Source organism: Lascolabacillus sp., from assembly GCF_028696275.1.
GTDB classification, from domain to species: Bacteria; Bacteroidota; Bacteroidia; order Bacteroidales; family Dysgonomonadaceae; genus Proteiniphilum; species Proteiniphilum massiliensis.
Genome location: NZ_JAQVHI010000013.1, coordinates 26638 through 47457, shown reverse-complemented (window position 1 = coordinate 47457; position 20820 = coordinate 26638). Strand labels below are relative to the sequence as shown.

General features: G+C 39.2%; 17 protein-coding genes. 9 read left to right on the top strand and 8 right to left on the bottom strand.

All coding sequences use genetic code 11. From position 1 onward, the window contains the following. From PHO43_RS05190 to PHO43_RS05180, 3 genes are read right to left on the bottom strand one after another with little or no spacing between them, the layout of a single operon-like run. Entirely contained in the window at nucleotides 1-873 is an 873-nt protein-coding gene (locus PHO43_RS05190) for a YitT family protein (RefSeq protein WP_053827186.1), read from the bottom strand. Nucleotides 874-881: 8 nt separating this feature from the next. Next, the gene (gene leuS / locus PHO43_RS05185) at nucleotides 882-3635 is read right to left on the bottom strand and encodes a leucine--tRNA ligase (protein WP_045090367.1); all 2754 of its coding nucleotides are present in this window, start codon (nucleotides 3633-3635) and stop codon (nucleotides 882-884) included. Nucleotides 3636-3686: 51 nt separating this feature from the next. Beyond that, nucleotides 3687-5492 (bottom strand): AMP-dependent synthetase/ligase, encoded by a 1806-nt coding sequence (locus PHO43_RS05180; protein WP_045090368.1) that lies wholly within the window; start codon nucleotides 5490-5492, stop codon nucleotides 3687-3689. A gap of 227 nt (nucleotides 5493-5719) precedes the next feature. Between PHO43_RS05180 and PHO43_RS05175 the strand changes: the two genes are divergently transcribed. The 5 genes from PHO43_RS05175 (at nucleotide 5720) to PHO43_RS05155 (ending at nucleotide 13461) form a co-directional block, all read left to right on the top strand. Then, entirely contained in the window at nucleotides 5720-6364 is a 645-nt protein-coding gene (locus tag PHO43_RS05175) for a DUF4294 domain-containing protein (protein WP_288011522.1), read from the top strand. A gap of 46 nt (nucleotides 6365-6410) precedes the next feature. Next, entirely contained in the window at nucleotides 6411-8135 is a 1725-nt protein-coding gene (locus tag PHO43_RS05170) for a SulP family inorganic anion transporter (RefSeq protein WP_288010157.1), read from the top strand. After that, complete coding sequence (locus PHO43_RS05165; protein WP_288011520.1) at nucleotides 8135-9973, top strand: YgiQ family radical SAM protein; 1839 nt, start codon at nucleotides 8135-8137, stop codon at nucleotides 9971-9973. Before PHO43_RS05170 ends, PHO43_RS05165 begins: the two co-directional genes overlap by 1 nt. A gap of 135 nt (nucleotides 9974-10108) precedes the next feature. Next, nucleotides 10109-10864 carry a NigD1/NigD2 family lipoprotein gene (locus tag PHO43_RS05160; protein WP_052673221.1) on the top strand — a complete coding sequence of 252 codons (756 nt, stop codon included), beginning with the start codon at nucleotides 10109-10111 and terminating at the stop codon, nucleotides 10862-10864. Between the two features lie 173 nt (nucleotides 10865-11037). Continuing rightward, nucleotides 11038-13461 (top strand): glycoside hydrolase family 95 protein, encoded by a 2424-nt coding sequence (locus PHO43_RS05155; protein WP_288011518.1) that lies wholly within the window; start codon nucleotides 11038-11040, stop codon nucleotides 13459-13461. A gap of 19 nt (nucleotides 13462-13480) precedes the next feature. On the opposite strand, the gene PHO43_RS05150 is transcribed toward PHO43_RS05155, so the two are convergent. From PHO43_RS05150 to prmC, 5 genes are all read right to left on the bottom strand, one after another. Beyond that, nucleotides 13481-13900, bottom strand: coding sequence for a polyketide cyclase (locus tag PHO43_RS05150; protein ID WP_045090371.1), 420 nt, complete (start codon nucleotides 13898-13900; stop codon nucleotides 13481-13483). Beyond that, nucleotides 13900-14550, bottom strand: coding sequence for an orotate phosphoribosyltransferase (gene pyrE / locus PHO43_RS05145; protein ID WP_288011517.1), 651 nt, complete (start codon nucleotides 14548-14550; stop codon nucleotides 13900-13902). Before pyrE ends, PHO43_RS05150 begins: the two co-directional genes overlap by 1 nt. A gap of 79 nt (nucleotides 14551-14629) precedes the next feature. Next, nucleotides 14630-15361 (bottom strand): ComF family protein, encoded by a 732-nt coding sequence (locus PHO43_RS05140; protein ID WP_288011516.1) that lies wholly within the window; start codon nucleotides 15359-15361, stop codon nucleotides 14630-14632. Then, nucleotides 15351-15869 (bottom strand): regulatory protein RecX, encoded by a 519-nt coding sequence (locus PHO43_RS05135; RefSeq protein WP_288011514.1) that lies wholly within the window; start codon nucleotides 15867-15869, stop codon nucleotides 15351-15353. Before PHO43_RS05135 ends, PHO43_RS05140 begins: the two co-directional genes overlap by 11 nt. Further along, on the bottom strand, nucleotides 15838-16728 hold the full coding sequence (gene prmC, locus PHO43_RS05130) for a peptide chain release factor N(5)-glutamine methyltransferase (protein WP_288011512.1): 891 nt from the start codon (nucleotides 16726-16728) through the stop codon (nucleotides 15838-15840). The genes PHO43_RS05135 and prmC overlap by 32 nt, the downstream gene beginning before the upstream one ends. A 57-nt stretch (nucleotides 16729-16785) precedes the next feature. Between prmC and ribD the strand changes: the two genes are divergently transcribed. The 4 genes from ribD (at nucleotide 16786) to uppS (ending at nucleotide 20818) form a co-directional block, all read left to right on the top strand. Then, nucleotides 16786-17835 carry a bifunctional diaminohydroxyphosphoribosylaminopyrimidine deaminase/5-amino-6-(5-phosphoribosylamino)uracil reductase RibD gene (gene ribD, locus PHO43_RS05125; RefSeq protein ID WP_288011511.1) on the top strand — a complete coding sequence of 350 codons (1050 nt, stop codon included), beginning with the start codon at nucleotides 16786-16788 and terminating at the stop codon, nucleotides 17833-17835. Between the two features lie 120 nt (nucleotides 17836-17955). After that, nucleotides 17956-19266 carry a DUF6242 domain-containing protein gene (locus PHO43_RS05120; protein ID WP_288011510.1) on the top strand — a complete coding sequence of 437 codons (1311 nt, stop codon included), beginning with the start codon at nucleotides 17956-17958 and terminating at the stop codon, nucleotides 19264-19266. Nucleotides 19267-19342: 76 nt separating this feature from the next. Next, nucleotides 19343-20023 carry a type IX secretion system protein PorG gene (gene porG, locus PHO43_RS05115; RefSeq protein WP_288009452.1) on the top strand — a complete coding sequence of 227 codons (681 nt, stop codon included), beginning with the start codon at nucleotides 19343-19345 and terminating at the stop codon, nucleotides 20021-20023. Between the two features lie 18 nt (nucleotides 20024-20041). Beyond that, nucleotides 20042-20818, top strand: coding sequence for an undecaprenyl pyrophosphate synthase (gene uppS, locus PHO43_RS05110; RefSeq protein ID WP_045090379.1), 777 nt, complete (start codon nucleotides 20042-20044; stop codon nucleotides 20816-20818). Nucleotides 20819-20820 lie beyond the last annotated feature (2 nt).

Genomic DNA, 20820 nt, shown 5'->3' with positions numbered 1-20820 from the left:
TCACCTCATCCTGTCGAACCCTTTGCCATAGACACCATTTACATTGGCCTGTGAGATAAATGCTTCTGAATCGATGCTCTTGACCATACGGAAGATGGAGTTTGACTCACTTCGCTTTGCCATTACCAGCAGCACCTTCTGTGGCTGCTGGGTGTACCATCCGGTTCCATCAAGCACTGTGCATCCTCTGTGCATATGATGATTAATCTCATCGGCAATCTCTTCATACTTCTGAGAGATTATGAAAAATTGAACCGACTGCCTGATACCGTTTAATATCCAGTCGACCGAGGTAGACACCACCGCTATTATGATGAGACCATAAACGATGGTTTCAACGCTTCTGAAAAGTACAAATGAGGAGGAAACAATAACAAGATCAATAAGCAGCATCATGCGACCCGGGGTGACATTCCTGAACTTGTTGATGATCATTATGACAATATCCGTACCACCTGTACTTCCATTGACAGACATAACCAGTCCCACACCCGCACCGGCAACAATTGCACCGATCAGTCCGGCCATCAGAGGCTCATCCATCATTATCGTCGGTAGATCAAGACTCTCGAACATACCAATAAAAATTGACAGAGAGGCAACCCCTACGATAGTCTTTATGAGAAACTCAACACCAAGTATCTTATATGCAATCATTAACAGGATACCATTCATAACCAGTACCTGAACAGATACCGGAAGTCCGAATGCATAATTAACAAGCACAGCTATACCTGTAAGTCCTCCCAATACAAACTTGTGAGGCATAATAAACTGGGTTACCCCAAGTGCATACATAAATGTGCCAAGTAATATCGAAAGGTAATCTTTCCAATAGAACCTTTTAATACCAAGTGCTTTTGATCTCTCCATTTTTTTTATTAAAGAACTACATTGACGATTTTTTTAGGGACAATAATAACTTTCTTTGGCGTTTTTCCATCTATCCACTTTTGTGAATTCTGATGAGAAAGAACTGCTGCCTCGATCTCCTTGTTGGTTGCTTCGGCAGGGAACTCCAGCACAAAGCGCGATTTACCGTTAAATGATATTGCATAGGAGAAAACATCCTCTTTCAGGTACTCCTCGTTCCATTCGGGCCACTGGGCATCACAAACTGAACTCTCGTTGCCAAGGGCGTGCCACAGCTCTTCTGAGATATGTGGAGCAAAAGGTGCAAGGCAGATAACGAGCTGACTCAGAATTGCCCTCTTGTTGCACTTCAGTGATGTCAGGTCGTTTGCACATATCATGAATGCTGATACCGAAGTGTTGTATGAGAAATGCTCGATATCGTAGGACACTTTCTTTATGAGCTTATGAAGTGCTTTAAGCTCATCTTTTGTTGGCTCATCATCAGATACATTAAGCTCATCCTCTTTATAGAAAAGATTCCACACCTTGCGCAGGAATCGGTGAACACCATCAATACCGTTGGTGTCCCACGGTTTCGACTGCTCAAGGGGCCCTAAAAACATCTCATACAGGCGTAGGGTATCGGCTCCATACTTTTCAACGATATCGTCGGGGTTGACTACGTTGTACATCGACTTGGACATTTTCTCTATTGCCCAGCCACAAATATATTTACCCTTTTCAAGTATAAATTCGGCTGTCTTATATTCGGGACTCCATTCGCGGAATGCATCGATATCAAGAACATCGTTATGTACGATATTTACATCCACATGAATAGGGGTGACATCATACTCATCTTTGAGATTATGTGAAACAAAGGTGTTTGTACCTTTTATGCGATAAACAAAATTACTTCTTCCCTGAATCATACCCTGGTTAACCAGCTTCTTGAACGGCTCTTCCTCGCAGGAGACGCCAAGGTCGAAAAGGAACTTGTTCCAGAAGCGACTGTAAACGAGGTGTCCTGTTGCATGCTCTGTTCCACCGATATAGAGATCAACATCTCTCCAGTAGCTATTTGCTTTCTCTGATACCAGTGCTTCGTTGTTATGAGGATCCATATAGCGGAGGTAGTAGGCAGATGAGCCTGCAAACCCCGGCATAGTATTAAGTTCAAGCGGATAACCCTCTTTGGTGGTCCACTCTTTTGCCCTTCCCAGAGGAGGTTCGCCCGTTTCAGTGGGGAGATATTTATCAACTTCCGGAAGTTCGAGAGGCAGCTCACTCTCATCAAGAGTGTATGGCATGCCATCTTTATAATATACTGGGAATGGTTCGCCCCAGTAACGCTGCCTTGAGAATATAGCGTCGCGGAGGCGATAATTTATTTTGCGGTAACCCAATCCACGTTTCTCAACCTCATCAATGGCAGCAGGAATAGCCTGTGCAACGGTAAGTCCATTCAGGAAACCGGAGTTCATCATAATACCCTCTTTGGCATCGAAACTCTCCTCAGAGATATCGCAACCCTCGATAAGTGGGATGATTGGCAGATTGAAATGCTTTGCGAAGGCGTAGTCGCGACTATCATGCGCCGGTACTGCCATTATTGCTCCTGTTCCATATCCGGCAAGTACATAGTCAGAGATCCAGATCGGAATCTTCTGACCTGTGAACGGATGGATTGCATAGGTACCGGAGAAGACGCCTGAGACCGACCTGTCAGCTATACGTTCGCGTTCGGTCTTCTTTTTGGTGTTCTCTACATACTGCTTAACAGCAGATTTCTGCTCTTCAGTAGTAAGCTGATCAACAAGCTCACTTTCAGGTGCCAGCACCATAAAAGTTACACCAAATATTGTATCGGCTCTTGTGGTAAATATATCAAAGGTTACACCATTTGAAGAGGTGAAATGCATTACTGCACCTTCACTGCGACCAATCCAGTTGCGCTGAGTCTCTTTCAGTGAGTCGGTCCAATCAATCTTATCCAACCCTTCAAGCAATCTTTCCGCATATGCAGAGACACGAAGGCACCACTGGCGCATTCTACGCTGTTCCACCGGGAAACCGCCACGGATTGAGAGACCTTCGCTGACCTCGTCGTTGGCAAGAACTGTTCCCAGGTCGGGCGACCAGTTTACCATTGTATCACCTAAGTAGGCAATCCTGTAGTTCATCAGGATCTCCTGCTGCTCTTTATCTGATTTGCTGTTCCACTCCTCAGCCGTAAACTCCATTGGTTCTGTACATGCAAGGTCGAGTCCGGCAGTTCCCTGCTTTGAGAACACTTCAATCAGTTCAGCAATAGGCCGTGCCTGCTTTGCCTGATTGCAGTAGTAAGAGTGGAACATCTTAATGAATGCCCATTGAGTCCATTTATAGTAATCAGGATCACATGTACGAACCTCACGTGACCAGTCGTAAGAAAACCCTATCTTATCGAGCTGTTCACGGTAGCGGTTGATATTATTTTCGGTAGTAACTGCAGGATGCTGACCAGTTTGTATGGCATACTGCTCTGCAGGCAGTCCATATGCATCATAACCCATTGGGTGCAGCACATTGAAGCCCTGCAAACGCTTATATCTTGAATAAATATCTGATGCTATATATCCCAGTGGATGCCCAACATGGAGACCAGCTCCTGAGGGGTATGGGAACATATCTAATACATAAAACTTAGGTTTGGAACTATCTTCGGTTACTTTATAAGTTCCGTTTTCCACCCAATATTTTTGCCACCGCTTTTCTATTTCTCTGAAATTGTAATCCATGACCTTTACTTCTATTAAAAAAACGGTGCAAAGATAATGATTTATTTACTTTTAGTCGATGTACATTTGATCAATAATATCGGCATAACGTTCAAGAATTACTTTTCTGCGGAGTTTAAGGGTATTTGTAAGCTCCCCTGACTCGATACTGAATGGTTGTGGCAGCAGTGTGATCTTTTTAATCTTTTCATAATTGGTAAACTGTGACTGCAACAGCTCAATTCTACCGAAGACATAATCGTGAACAACATCATTCTTCACTAAATCATCGGTGGATTCATATGGTATGCCCTGACTGTCTGCATATGCTTTAAGTGCTAAATAGTTTGGAATGATCAGTGCACTTACAAACTTTCTTTCATCTCCTATTACAGCTACCTGATCGATATACTTATCTTCGCTTATACGGGTTTCTATCATCTGAGGAGCTATATATTTTCCGTTGGATGTTTTATACAGATCTTTGATTCTCTCGGTGAGAATAATTTCACCATCGTCAGTGAGCATGCCTGCATCTCCGGTTCTGAAAAAACCATCTTCTGTGAAGACCTCTTTTGTTGCTTCAGGCTTATTGTAGTAACCGCTCATAACAGTTCCTCCCCTTACAAGTATCTCGCTGTTTTCTCCGATTTTTACCTCGGTATCAGGCATAACCTTGCCCACTGTGCCTATTTTAAAGCCGGGAAAGGTGAAACAGCTTACTGTTGCAGTTGTTTCTGTGAGTCCGTATCCATAAACTATATGAACATCGATCGACTGGAGAAATTCATTTATATTATCTGACAGGGGTGCGCCGGCAACCGGGAAAAAATTACCCCTGTCGATACCCACTATCCTCTTGATAAGATAGTAGATAGTATGTTTATATAGAAAGAATTTTATGCTATTGCCCAGTGGAGCTTTACGACCATTGTTGCGATAGTCGAGATTATGCCGCCTTCCCGTTTTTACCGCATCGGTAAACAGCCACTTGATAACACCTGAAGATGAATCTATTGTCTCTTTAACACCATCGTAGACCTTCTCCCAGAAACGGGGGACATTGCTCATAATTGTTGGTCTAACCTGCTTTATTGTCTCCCTTATTTCGGCGGGGTTTCTGTTTATGGCTACAACAATTCCTCTGTGCAGGCAGTAGGTTGTCCACGCTTTTTCAAAAATATGAGTGAGCGGCAGGAAGCACATCGAGAGATCTTTTTCAGAAAGATTAGTTAATCTCATGTCATGAATCCTCATTGCCTTAAGATAATTTGCATGCGTAAGCATAACACCCTTAGGCTCGCCTGTTGTTCCTGATGTGTAAATTATAGTTGCAAGATCACTATCCTTAAGCTGCCTGATGCGGGCATTGACAAGTGCAACCGACTCAGAGTTGTCGCCCGTGGTTATGAAATCATCAAAATAGACCGAGGTTTTGTCTTCAGGCTGCAAAACAACATTTCTGTCGAAGATAATCAGTTTATGGAGGAACTGACTCTCCTGCTGAACTTTAAAAGCGTTGTTGTACTGAAATTGTTCTCCAACGAAAATCAGACTTATCTCTGCATCGTTCACTATATATTTCACCTGACTTGGGGAGGAGGTTGCATACATAGGAACCATAACTGCTTTGTTGGCAAAAGCTGCAAAATCTGTGATCAGATACTTCTCCATATTCTGTGAGTAGATGCCCACGTTGTTATATGGCTTTACTCCCATTTCGGCCATTGCCTGTGCCGTTTTTGTCACCTTCTCGGCAAACAGGTCCCATGACATATCCACCCATGCACCTGTTGCATCCTGATACTTTAAAGCAGTTCTGTTTTTATATTTCTGAGCCTGTTTGAAAACGAGCTCACCTAAATGGAAATATGTCATAGCAGTAAATCTTTTTATTTCAAAAATACATTTTATTATCGTGATTTAAATACAAACTCATCTTTTTATTATTAAAGTGATACTTTTTTGCTGAACTAATAAACAAATAGCTGTCCGTTTTTCGTAAACCAAATCTGCATAACATTCTTAAAACTCGAGGGTTAATTAACTACACTTAACGAGATTTTATTTTGAAAATTAAAACGACTAATTATCTTTGTACCATTATGAAAAGACTTGGTATCGTTTCACTCGTTCTAATTATATCGCTTTTACCGCCAGCGGTTAAAGCGCAGAAGTATTATGCCACAAATATAACTCCTGATAAGAGAGCTCCATTATCAACAATATATCTAATGCCTAACGTATATCCGGCAGTTGTAATGGAGGGAGACACCATTGCTTGTATGTGGCTTGGAGATTTTATAAAATATTCTCCCCTTACATTCCGCAGCACAAAAGATCAGATAGCTTATTTAAAGCTGGTTAGAGATGTAAAGAAAACATTACCTTATGCCAAGGAAATTGCAAGAATAATTACGGAGACATACGAGTATATGGAGACGCTGCCTGATGATAAAGCCAGGCAGGAGCATCTTAATAAGATGGAGAAGTATCTGAAAGATGCGTACACTCCAAAAATGAAGAAGCTGACTAAATCCCAGGGGCAGCTGCTGATGAAACTGGTTGACAGAGAAACCAATTCATCTTCATATCACATTATTGATGCTTTCATGGGAAGCTTCAAGGCCTGGAGTTACAATCTTTTTGCAGGGATGTTTGGTAATAGTCTGAAAGTGCGCTATAATCCTTATGGTGAAGACAGAATAACCGAACGTGTATGTGTGCTCGTGGAACAAGGGGTAGTTTGATATTTTTTGTATCTTTGCACCTCATTATAGTTTCATGATATAATTTATGCGAATAAATTCACTTAAGGATTTCCAACCCACATTATTTCAAACATTTAAGAATTACAACAAAGAAAAATTCCTGGCAGACCTGATGTCAGGATTGATTGTTGGTGTTGTTGCTTTACCTCTTGCAATTGCATTTGGTATTGCTTCAGGTGTAACACCCGAGAAGGGTATATTCACCGCTATCATAGCAGGTTTTATCATCTCTTTTCTTGGAGGAAGCACTGTACAGATCGGTGGTCCAACCGGTGCTTTTATAGTAATAGTTTACGGGATTGTTGAACAGTATGGGGTCCAGGGACTTGCCATAGCAACCGTACTCGCCGGGGTAATGCTTGTTGTTATGGGTTTCCTGAAACTTGGATCCATTATTAAGTTTGTACCATATCCTATTGTTGTGGGATTCACAAGCGGTATAGCTCTCACAATCTTCTCTACACAGATTAAGGACTTTTTTGGACTTACTACACCAAAACTGCCTTCAGGTTTTATAGAAAAATGGGGTATCTATTTTCAGAATTTCAGCTCGGTTAACTGGTGGGTGACAATTATTGCAGTTGTCAGTGTTCTTATTATTATTCTTACTCCCAGGGTTTCAAGGAGGGTTCCGGGTTCTCTGATTGCAATCATATTGATGTCTGTAGTGGTTTATTTCTTAAGGAACTATGCAAACATTGAGGGAATTGAGACTATTGGCGACAGATTTAATATTCAAAGTGAACTGCCGCAGATTAAGGAGATAGCAATCAATCTGGAAAGTATCAGACTTCTTTTCCCATCAGCTTTTACAATTGCAATGCTTTGCGCTATTGAGTCGCTTTTATCTGCCACGGTTGCAGACGGGGTAACAGGAAAGAAACACAATTCAAATATGGAGCTTATTGCACAGGGTGCAGCGAATATAATTACTCCTTTCTTTGGTGGTATCCCTGCTACCGGGGCGATTGCAAGGACAATGACAAATATCAACAATGGGGGAAGGACTCCTGTTGCCGGTATTATTCATTCTATTGTTTTGCTTCTTATAGTGCTGTTTCTTGGCGATCTGACCAAACATATTCCTATGGCTTGCCTTGCCGGGATTTTGGTTGTGGTTGCATATAATATGAGTGAGTGGAGAACTTTTGTATCGTTGATGAAGCAGTCGCGTTCAACTCAAGCAATCCTCTTGACAACTTTCCTGCTTACTGTTATTATTGACCTTACAGTTGCTATTTCTGTAGGTTTATTGCTCGCTATTTTTGCATTCCTGAAACGAATGAACGAATATACCGAAATATCTCATTCAACAGGTGAGCTTAAAATTGAGTCTGACAGTGAGGTAAGACATGAGGGTACAGAGGAGGAAAAACTTTTACTGCCTGATAGTGTGGAGGTTTATGAAATTAGAGGACCTTTCTTCTTTGGTGTTGCAAACAAGTTTGATGAGAAGATGCGTAATATTGGAGAGCATCATAAGATACGTATTATCAGAATGCGTAAGGTTCCATTTATCGACTCAACAGGGTTAAATAACCTGGAGGCACTAATTAAGAATTCGATTAAGGAGAAGATTCATGTAATATTATCGGGTGTTAGGGAAAGTGTAAGGGAACAGATAAACAAAACTAATATTCCGGAGCTTATAGGTGAGGAATATATTTGCTCAGATATACAACTGGCAGTAGAGAAAGCTGTTGAACTGGATGCTGTTTTGAAAGAACAGAAGCCTAAAAAAGTGCATTAATGACAAATAATAGAAGACAGATGACCGATTGGCTCCCCACAACAAAGAAAGAGATGAATCTGAGGGGCTGGGAAGAGGCTGATGTTATTCTGTTTTCAGGTGATGCATATATCGATCACCCCTCTTTTGGTACTGCCGTTATTGGAAGGTTGCTGGAGAAGGAGGGACTTAAAGTTGCTGTTGTACCACAACCTAACTGGCGTGACGATCTAAGGGATTTCAGGAAATTTGGAAAACCGAACCTCTTTTTTGCTGTAACAGCAGGTGTAATGGATTCTATGATTAATCATTATACTGCAAACAAGAGATTACGATCTAACGATGCCTATACTCCCGATGGCAGGTCTGACATGCGGCCTGACAGAGCGGTGACTGTATATTCAAAGATATTGAAAGACCTCTATCCAGATGTGCCTATTGTACTTGGCGGCATTGAGGCGTCACTTAGACGGGTTACGCACTACGACTATTGGGATGATTCTCTACATAAAACCATACTTGCCGAAACCGGTGCAGATTTCCTGATTTATGGAATGGGCGAATTGCCACTTAAACAACTTATTAAAAACATTAGAGAGGGAAGAAAGATTAGTGAAATATATGATCTGCCCCAGTCGGCCTTCCTAATCAACAAGAAAAGTATACCGGAAAATCCTTTCAAAGAAGAGGTAGCACTTTTTTCACATGAAGAGTGTCTGAAGGACAAACTTAAGCAGGCAAAGAATTTCAGAGTAGTAGAGGAGCAGTCGAACCGCATATCTGCCGCAAGAATATTGCAAGCAGTAGATGATAAAGTTTTGATTGTTAACCCACCCTACCCTCCAATGAAAGAGGAGGAGATTGATACTTCATTTGATCTTCCCTATACGCGTCTTCCTCACCCTAAATATAAAGGGAAGCATATTCCTGCATATGAGATGATTAAATTTTCAGTAAATATGCACAGAGGATGTTTTGGTGGATGTGCCTTTTGTACTATTTCTGCTCATCAGGGTAAATTTATTGCCTCAAGGACAAAAGAATCTATTCTGAATGAGGTAAAACAGATTACTGAAATGCCCGACTTTAAAGGTTATATTACTGATCTTGGAGGACCTTCTGCTAACATGTATAAAATGCAGGGAAAGGATTTAAATATCTGCAGCAAGTGCAAAAAACCATCCTGTATATTCCCAAAAGTATGTTTTAATCTGAACATTGATCACTCTGCTCTATTAGATATTTACAAATCAGTTGATGCTTTACCGGGAGTAAAAAAATCTTTTATAGGTAGTGGCGTACGATATGATATGCTGCTGCATAAGTCGGATGACAATAAGGTGAATAGTGCCAACCGCAAGTATGCTGAGGAGTTAATAAGAAATCATGTGTCGGGGAGACTCAAGGTTGCTCCTGAACATACATCTGACTCTACCCTGAATGTGATGCGCAAACCATCTTTCTCTCTATTCTATAGCTTTAAGAGACTATTTGATGAATTAAACAATAAATATCAGCTTAAACAGCAGCTTATACCCTATTTTATCTCGTCGCATCCGGGATGTACTGAAGAGGATATGGCAGAACTGGCAGCGGTTACGAAGAATCTCGACTTTAAGCTGGAGCAGGTTCAGGACTTTACACCATCGCCAATGACACTGGCAACTGAAATCTATTATACCGGTTACCATCCTTATACACTACAACAGGTTTACACAGCAAAATCGAAAGACCAGAAATTGGCTCAACGCCAGTTTTTCTTCTGGTATGATCAGAAAAGCAGAGGCTCTATTATCAGAGAGCTTAAAAAGATAAACAGACCTGATATCATAGATAAGCTATACCCTAAAAAAAAGTAATAGTTGGGGAAATACCACTGTTAAACATCGTTAAAACTGTACTTTTTTTATAAATTCACGCAGCGTTTTTGAGTTTTATGCATCTTACTTGTAAAAGTGAGCAGTCATTAATGTGAAAATTGTGATCTGAGTGATATGCAAAAAAAACTCTTCATAATTGGTTTGGCAATAATTGGAATCCTGTTGATTAATACCGGATGTGACGATAATTCGAAGTCGCTTGGAAACTTTGGAATTGATATTGCTACGATTATAAATGAAGGGGATAATGCTTACTCACTGCAGCTTGATAATGGTAAAAGACTTTGGCCTGCAGCAAAAGCAGTAAATTTTTTACCCACCAATCACCAGAGGGTGCTTGTGAATTATACAATACTGTCGGACCAGAAAGATGGATATGACCACTATGTGAAGATAAATGACATTTGGAAAATACTTACTAAGCCGGTAATTGAGTTGAATGCCCATAATGAAGAAATTATTGGCGATGATCCAATTAAGACAAACTCAATATGGATTAGTGGCGATTATCTTAATGCATCATTTATGTTTAACTATGGTGGTAAACAGCCACATGCTATAAACTTAGTTGAAAACAAGCTAAGGCCTGATACTGACAAAGATGTGATTGAACTTGAATTCAGACACAACGCATATGAAAGTCAGTCGGATAAACTATACGAAGGTTTCGTCTGCTTCGATTTAAGACCTTTACGAGTAATGAACAGCGACTCTGTTATGATATCAGTTAAGGTAAAAGAGTGGACAGACAAAACATACAGCGATACAAGAGAAAAGATTTATGATGTGGTATACAGATATAATCAGCCTGCATTACAAGCCGGGACTGAGATTCCTATACCTGTAACAACATCAGATGAATACTATTAAATACTAAAAAACCACAATTTAATTAGTTCTATTTCTTATATGACTTTTTTGATTTTCCAAAAACCGGATGACCTCTGTGAAGAGTTCATCCGGTTATTTTTTTCTTATTGCCGAATGTGCTAATTTTACTCACTGATAGTAATATTTCAAAAGAATAAAGATAATCCGGTTTCATGACTAAATTACAATCTATACTATTTGCAGGTATAATAATATTTCTATGCTCGTGTGAGAATAAAACAGAGAGACAAACATTAACACTCAATTTCTCAGAACCCGCCAACAGATGGGAAGAGACGCTGCCACTCGGCAATGGAAGAATTGGGATGATGCCTGATGGTGGTATAGAAAAAGAGAAGATTGTTATAAATGACATAACTATGTGGTCGGGCAGTGAAGACCCCGAAGCGTTTAATCCGGATGCTATAGAATATCTTCCTGAAATTCAAAATCTACTTCTGGAAGGGAAGAATCTTGAAGCTCAGGAATTGATGTATCGCCATTTCAGATGCGGTGGACAGGGGTCTGCCTTCGGTAATGGAAAAGATGCACCTTATGGCTGTTTTCAGAAAGTTGGAGATCTGGATATCGAATATATTTATAACCACAACACCAACAGAGATGATTCAGTCAGGAATTATCTGAGAAGCCTGTCACTGAACAATGCAGTTGCATCTACACAGTTTGAATTGGGTGATGTGAATTATAAGCGTGAATATTTTGCCTCTCACGATGATGATCTTCTTGTTATAAAAATATCAGCAGACTTAAAGAGATCAGTTTCTTTTAAACTAAATTTGAACCGCTCTGAAAGATCAGATGTAACAATTGAAAAAAACAGGCTGATTATGAGAGGTCAGCTTAATGATGGCTATGATGGCGATAAAGGTCTGAAATATCTGACTATTGCTGAGATAGTTAATAAAGGAGGTGAAATTAGTTGGGACGAATCATCGCTGGTACTTACAAATGCAGATGAGGCATTAATTCTGGTATCCACATCTACAGATATGATGGATAAGGATTATGAATCTACTGTGGTGCAACTAATCACAGAGGCTAAAAGAGAATCATTTGATAAGCTTAAACAGGATCATGTGGACCTGTATCAGGAGAAATTTAACAGGGTTGAACTCTATCTGGGTGAACAGGACAATATAACCTCTACTAATCAGAGATTGATAAATTTCCAGGAGAATGACGACCCTGCATTCGCTGCGCTCTACTTCCAGTTTGGCAGGTATCTGATGATAAGTGGGACCAATGAGAAGAGTATGCCGCTTAATTTACAGGGTTTGTGGTCGAATCAACTACAAACACCGTGGAATGGCGATTATCACCTGAATATAAATCTGCAAATGAATTACTGGCCGGCAGAAGTGTGCAATCTATCTGAACTGCACAGACCATTGATCGACTTTACACGTGCTTTGGTTCCTTCGGGAGAGAAAACAGCAAAGACCTTCTATAATGCAGATGGATGGGTTGCGCATATGATGAGTAATCCGTGGTATTACACTGCGCCTGGTGAACATGCTTCATGGGGAGCAACGAATACCGGAGGTGCATGGCTATGTGAACATATTTGGGAGCACTACTCATTCAACAGAGATGAAGAGTACCTGAGATCTGTTTACCCTATTTTGGCAGGTGCAGCGGAATTCTTTCTAACAAGCATGATAAGGGAACCCAAAAATGGATGGCTGGTAACAGCTCCTTCCTCATCTCCTGAAAATGCATTCTATCTGCCTGATAGTGAAGAACCGGTTTTTGTTTGTATGGGTCCCACCATGGATGTACAAATCATTAAAGAGCTGTTTACTAACACTCTGAAAGCATCAGAAATACTTGAAATAGAAGATTTTGTAACAAAAAGGATCAGAGAAGTCATAGATCAATTGCCTCCTATGCAGATCAGTAGTAACGGCTATCTGCAGGAGTGGCTGGAAGATTACAGAGAGCAGGACCCTAAACATCGTCACGTTTCACATCTATATGGCTTATACCCATCCGATCAAATATCACCTGAAGTGACACCAGACCTGGCAGAGGCAGCCAGAAAAACTTTAAACCGCCGTGGTGATGAGGGCACAGGATGGTCGAGAGCATGGAAAATAAATTTCTGGGCAAGACTGCATGATGGTGACAGAGCTTACAAGCTTTTGAAGAGTTTATTGGAGCCTGCTTATGGTGATGGGGTAAATATGAGAAGTGGTGGCGGAACATATCCTAATCTTTTCTGTGCTCATCCTCCTTTTCAAATAGATGGTAATTTCGGAGGCACATCAGGAATAGCTGAGATGCTGATACAGAGTCATAACGGTTATATCAACCTGCTCCCTGCTCTTCCGGGGAAATGGAGTGATGGGAGCTTCAAAGGACTACGTGCCCGTGGCGGTGCTGAAATTGATGCCAAATGGGAAAATAGCAGATTAACAGAAGCAATAATTAAAGCTGAAGTGTCAAACAGTTTTAAGATAAAAACTCCCGATTATGTTACATCTGTAACTGCAAATGGTAAAAAAATCAGTATAGATAACAGTTATATAACCCTAAATATGAACTCAGGGGAAAAAATTGAGCTGAAATTCAAATGAAATTCAGCTCTTATATAATTTAAATTTTGTCGTAAGGTAAATTAGTCAACGCATCTGATATCCTGTTTACTGCCTCTTTCATAGGCTTCTCAACCATTCCTCTCATAAAGGGATTCAGATTGGTTTGCACAAGCATCGACAATTCGGTTTCTTTTTCAGCTATAGAGTTTAGATTAAGTTCCATAATGATATCAAATGGAAGTCGCAGCGACTTAAATCTCACCTGCCTGTTAGGCTGACGGTCAATCACTTCAAATGTAACTTTACCTATAGCATCTACTGTGAAAGATACAGTATCTTTATCAAAATTAAAGTCCTTGATCTTATCTTCAGGTATCATCCCTTTGACTAATTCCAGGTTTCGAAGATCCGACAATACCCTGAATATATCCGAATCGGAATGCTGAATTACTTTTAATTCACTGACAAATTCTGTCATTATTTAATATTTTTATGTGGTTTACCCCAGTTTTCGGGATCTTTACGCCAATCCTGCAATGTTTTAAGTTCTGATTCGTCGATATAATCAGTAGCCAGTGCCTCATCTAAAATTGCATCATAATTGCACAATGTAGTAAGTTCCACCCTTGCTTCATGCATTGCATCAACAGAGTGCTGAAAGCCGTAAGTGAAGATTGCTATCATACCTAATACATCTGAACCATTGCTTCTGATAGCTTCTACTGCTTTTAGACTACTTCCGCCTGTAGACACCAGATCTTCTATAACAATTACTTTCTGTTTTGGCTTAAGGTCTCCCTCAATTAAATTCTCCATTCCATGATCTTTGGGTGAGGAGCGGATATAAACAAAAGGCAGCCCCAAAACATCTGCTACCAGCGCACCGGGAGCAATTGCACCTGTAGCAACACCTGCTATGGCATCTGTTTGAGGATATTTCTCAAGTATTATCCTTGCAAATTCTACTTTTAAAAAATTACGAATTTGTGGATATGACATCAATTTGCGATTATCACAATAGATAGGTGATTTCCATCCTGATGCCCAAGTAAATGGGTTAGAAGGCTGTAGCTTAATAGCCTTCACTTTGAGTAGTTTCTCAGCCGTAATTTTTTGTACTCTTTTCATTTTTTTATTGACTTGATCATGAATTGTTAGCAAAAATAGTGCTTAAAAATGAATTTTTGGTCAATAACCGCTAATTGATTTATAAAACCTCCCCTATTGTTGCAATACTAATCTTCAGATTGGTGCATTTATGCAGAGCTATTCCGCAAGCCTCAATTGTTGATCCTGTAGTGATTACATCATCAACGAGCAGAATATGTTTTTGTTCAAATAGCTGCTTATCTTTCACATAGAATATATCCTTAACATTTTCCCATCGCTCTGTACGGGTACGTTTTGTTTGAGTAGGATTATGAACTACTCTCACCAGATTACCTGTTGAAACAGGCAGTGAAGTGGATTCTGATATTCCCTGAGCTATTACAGCTGCTTGATTATAGCCTCTGATTTTCTCCTTTTTTGGATGCAGCGGAACCGGTACAATAATATCAATAGGTTTTATAAAGTCGCTCCCTGACAGGTCATCTCCAAACATCCTGCCTAATAAAAATCCTATCTCTTTTTTATTATAATATTTAAGATTATGTATTAAAGGTGGCAGTATTCCCCCTTCTACATATACACAATAGCATGCAATTCTTTCAAATGGGATTCTGCCTGCCATCAATCTTTCAGCACTGTTATCAATAACTTTATAATTATCTGTTCGGGGTAACTTAAATAAACAGCTCAGACATACTCCTTTTTCATCTTCAAGCAACTCCCTGCCACAAACCACACACACCTCCGGAAGTAATAGATTCAGTAAATTTCTAAAAAGTCCGGATTTCCTCTTTTTAATTTTATCATCATATCTCTTTCTAAACTTCATCAATAGAGTCAATATCCATTTTTTGCAAGCATGATAATATATCACTCATCTCAAAGCCTCTGCCAAGAGCATATCTGATAAGCTTGTTTTTTCGCTCATTAATACTTGCCCCCTTTACTGTTTTCCACTTTTTTTCAAGCACATACTCAAGAGAGTTGGTCGTCTCTGCCTCAGGCATCTCTTCATATATTTTTTGGATAATTTCCGATGGAATTTTCTTTTGTCTCAATGCAAGTTCGATTTTAATTCTCCCCCACTTATTGAATTTAATTTTGTCTCCAATATAGCTTCTGGTATACCTCTCATCGTTTATAAAATTCTCTTTAATCAGACGGTTTACAACTCTCTCGATATCCTCAGCATTAAGATTCAGTCGGTACAACTTCTGAGAAATATCATAACTGCAATACTCTTTTTGTGAACATAAACGTGCCATGCGTGAGTACGCCTGTTTTTCAGATATAACCTTTCGTTTCTCATTCATGATTGTATGTCTGTTTGCTGCCACTAACTGTTCTTACACCCTTAATCATTCTGAAGTTGCCGGAGATATCTCTTCTAAGTTCAATTTGATCATACCCTTTACTCTTTAACAAATGGAGGATATCATCACCTTTATCTCTGTTTATCTCGAAATATAGTTTCCCATTATCATTGAGCAGATCCAGTGCAATTGTAGAAATCTTATCATAAAAAAGCAGAGGGTTATCATCTTCTACAAATAGTGCTACATGTGGCTCATAATTCAGGACATTATCATCCATACTTTTTTTCTCAGAATCCATTACATATGGAGGGTTACTTATAATTACATCATATTTACCACCTTCTGATATGATTTCATTATCTTCATTAATTGACAAAACATCCTGATTGCTGAAATTTACTGTAACATTATTTATTCTTGCATTCTCCCTGGCAATATCCAATGCTCCTTCTGAAATATCCCATGCATTGACCACAGCTTGTGGAAGTTTTTTTGCAAGTGTGACTGCAATACAACCGCTACCTGTTCCGATATCGAGTATGGAGACAGGCCCGGCAGCTTTTTCTGAGAGAATCCACTCAACCAGTTCCTCAGTTTCTGGTCTCGGTATCAATACATCAGGAGAGACCTTAAAATTAAGGCCATAAAATTCAGTCTTTCCTAAAACATATTGAATTGGCTCACTCTTTTTTAGTCTACCTATAATATCTTTTATTTTGCTTAGTTCTGATGAGGATAAATTATTAAATTTGTCAGAAATAATTCCTGTATTGTCAATTCCTGTGACTTCTTCCAGAATTATACGGATAAGTGCAAACAGCTCAGTATGAGTGTAAAGACTTCCTAATTCTTGTCGAATATAATGAGTGAGTTCTTGCATAGAATTAATAGTTGATAACAACAAAGGTATAAAAAAATGGAGCTAAATCCGATATATATGCAGAGATGCCTCTTCCTGGCACGCAAAAGTGAAGGTTTCACGAAACCCAATCCAATGGTTGGTGCTGTAATAGTGCATGATAATAAAATTATTGGTGAAGGGTATCACAGACAGTTCGGTGAAGCTCATGCGGAAGTTAATGCTATTAATTCGGTAAAAGACAAATCACTTTTATTGACCTCAACTCTGTATGTATCTCTTGAACCTTGTGCTCATTACGGAAAGACACCGCCATGTGCTGAGCTGATTGTCAAGAACAAAATACCACGTGTTGTGATTGCCGTTAGAGATCCAAATCCTAAGGTTTCCGGAAAAGGTATAGATATGTTGAAACAAAATGGTATAGAGGTAGTAGAGGGCATACTGGAAGAAGAGGCAATTGAGATAAACCGTTTCTTCTTTGTTAATCAATTATATTCCAGGCCTTACATAATTTTAAAATGGGCTCAAAGTAAAGATGGATTTATCGATTTAAAAAGAAAACCTGATGAGAACAGACTGCCTGTAATAATTTCAAATAAAATAACTCACAGCATAGTTCACAAATTCAGGACAGAGGTTCAGGGAATACTTGTGGGAACAAATACTGCAATTTTAGACAATCCAAAACTGACTGCAAGAAAATGGTTCGGTGATGATCCTACAAGGGTTGTGTTAGATAAAAACAACAAAATACCTCGCAATAGTTTTTTATTTGATGGAACAGTTCCTACCATTGTATTCACAAGCTCTATCCCGGATGACATTAAAAATACTGATAACCTGAAGTTTATTGAAATTGACTTCTCAAAAGAGAGCAATGAATTGATTTTAGATCATCTGTATCAAGAGAGGATCTATTCTCTTTTGGTAGAGGGTGGTTCAAAACTGTTATCATCATTTATAAATAAAAATCTTTGGGATGAAGCTTACATTGAAGTATCTGAGAAAAAACTACATAGAGGAGTGAATTCTCCTGAAATAAAAGGGAGTATTGCAGCTACTAAAAGATACCTCAACTCCACTCAGTATCATTTAAAGAGCAAAATATCTCGAAATTTTCTTTAAATATTCATTTTAATATGGTTAAAGAGAAAAATCTTCCTACTTTTGCATGACTTAATGTGATGTACAATATTATTGAAACAAATGATATCTAAATATTTCCTCTGGACATCGGTTCTTATCATGAATTTGTTACTGCTCTCCTCTTGTCTCGGATCATCAAATGATGGAGATCTGGAGTATTCACCTGATGCACAGATATACTCTTTTTCAATGGCATCAAAAGCTGATACCTTAAATTTATTGAGAACAACTGAATTTTCTATTGATCAGGTTAACAGCAGGATATTTAACAAAAAACCACTGCCGTACCAGTTCCATGTCGACAGTGTAGTTCTGAACATCAGAGGGGCAAACAATTTGAGTACATTCTCAGATGTTACTATACAGCTAATACCCGACAGCTCTTTTGCCTGGGTTCAGTCTGACTCAATTGAAGTTTCAAGATTGCACAAAATTATAACTACTGCTCCTGATGGTATTACTAAAAAGACCTATGAGATTCAGCTATACATATATCAGCAGGATCCATATATTATGTCATGGGAGAAGGTTGCTGAAGATTATTTGCCAACTACAGTGAATCAACAGAAAACAGTAGAGTTCAACAATAGATTTATTACATACTATATAGCAAACGGTGCTGTTAATGCAACATCATCCTCGGCAAGTGATGGTAATAACTGGACTACTGCATCGGTAACCGGACTGCCTCCTGCAATTCAGTTATCATCCTTAACAGTTTCAGAAAACTATATTTTTGCAATTGATGATGATAACAGACTGTTCAGAACATCTGATGGTTTTACATGGACGCAGGTTGTCACAGAGTTTCCGATTGTTACTATTTATGGAGTGATACCCTCTGCCACAGATGATATTCTTGTAATGGTAAATGATAGCAGCACATCTAAATTAGCCATAACAGAGGATTTTACATCACTTCAGTTAGTGGAGATGAATTCGGGCACGCCAGCTGATTTGCCGGTAAAGAACTTCTCTGCTGTTCAGATTGAAAGTACAACTTCATACACTATTAAATATCTGGCAATTGCAGGAGGAAGCAAAGCTGACGACACAGACAGCAATGATATTTGGATATTGCAGGAAAAGGGTGGCGAAATCTATGCTTTAAAATCAAAGAAATCAGAATCTGTTTCAGTTGATGGCAGTTCTATCTTTTTCTATGATGAAAAACCATATATCTTAGTAGCCTCAGGAGGAAAAAACAGTTTACTTTATTCAGACAATTACGGACTGGACTGGAAACCGGCAGAAGAGAATCAGTCTCTACCGGCTACATTTAATTATAGAAAAAATGCATCAGTAATTACTGATAACAACAACATATGGATATTCGGCGGAGTATCTCAGGCTCAAACCCAAATCAGAGATGTCTGGAAAGGCAGGCTTAATAAATTTGACCTGAATTAGTGGAATAGTTCCTCGCATTGATATACTTTATCGACCTCTTTTACGTTTAGAAAGTGTATAAACATAAGATGTTGATATGAGGAATACCAAAAAGGCAATTTATTTCTACCTGTTATTATTTATCGTAGTTGTACTTCCGGCTAATACACTATCGCAGGAGTATAAATATGAGGTAGGAGCAGCAACCGGAACATCTTTCTATATGGGTGATGCCAACAAAACGAAATTGTATTTGCATTCCGGAATTTCAGGAGGTGCATTGTTCAGATACAATATCAACTTTAACTGGGCATTAAAGGCAAATATTATAGCAGGTAATGTTTCCGGGAACAGTGAAGATTCAGGGAATGTTTTTCCTTTTGATCGGAACATAAATTTCAGCAGAACTTTCACTGATATTGGAACACAGGTTGAATTTAATTTTTTACCCTATAGTGATAACTATTCATACTTAGGTACAAAACCATATTCACCTTATCTGTTTACAGGTGTAGGATTAACCTATGCGTCTGGTGAAAATAGTATTTTCAGTGCTAATATACCTTTAGGTATTGGGTTTAAATATAAATTAAAAAACAGGATAAATTTAGGGGTCGAGTTCTCAATGAGGAAACTTTTTACTGATAACTTCGATCTGCTTGACAATCCTTATGGTATCAGAAGCAGTACACTGAAAAATAAGGATTGGTATTCATTAACTATGATTTTCCTGACCTGGGATTTCAGTTCTCGCACTGACCCTTGTCATGGAATGTAACAATATAGACGTTAAAAAATGTCGCTATTAGACTATATAGATCAAGAACGCCTTCCAAATCATATTGCCATCATAATGGATGGTAACGGAAGATGGGCAACGAATAAAGGTTTTGAAAGGGGTGAAGGACACAAAGAGGGTGTCAGAGCCATTAGCCGTGTAGTTGAAGCTGCAACTAAAGCTTCAATAAAATACCTGACGCTATATGCCTTCTCAACTGAAAACTGGAACCGTCCTGCAGAAGAGGTAAACGGTCTGATGGACCTTATGGTTTATGCTATAAGTGAGGAGACTGAAAAGCTTAAAAAAAATGGAGTCAGAATCACCTGTATAGGTGATATGGATCGTCTGCCTGAATATGCACGTACTGCACTGATAGAATGTATAGATCAGACCAAAGAAGGCAATACTCTTACACTGAATATTGCTTTAAGCTACTCATCTAAATGGGAGCTTACCGAGGCAGCCAGGAGAATTGCTGATGATGTTTTAAATGGAGTTTTAAACAAAGAGGATATAAGTGAAGAAACCATTAGTATGTACCTTACAACTCATGGAATTCCCGACCCCGATTTATTAATCCGCACAGGGGGCGAACAGAGAATAAGCAACTTCCTTTTATGGCAATGTGCTTATGCGGAATTTTACTTTACCGAAGTCTACTGGCCCGACTTCGGAGAAAAAGACCTTTATGAAGCAATTATTGACTTTCAGGGTCGTGAAAGGAGATTCGGCAAAATCAGCGAACAGATAGAGTGTAATAGTACGGGATCAAAACCTGAAAAAGAACAGTAAGA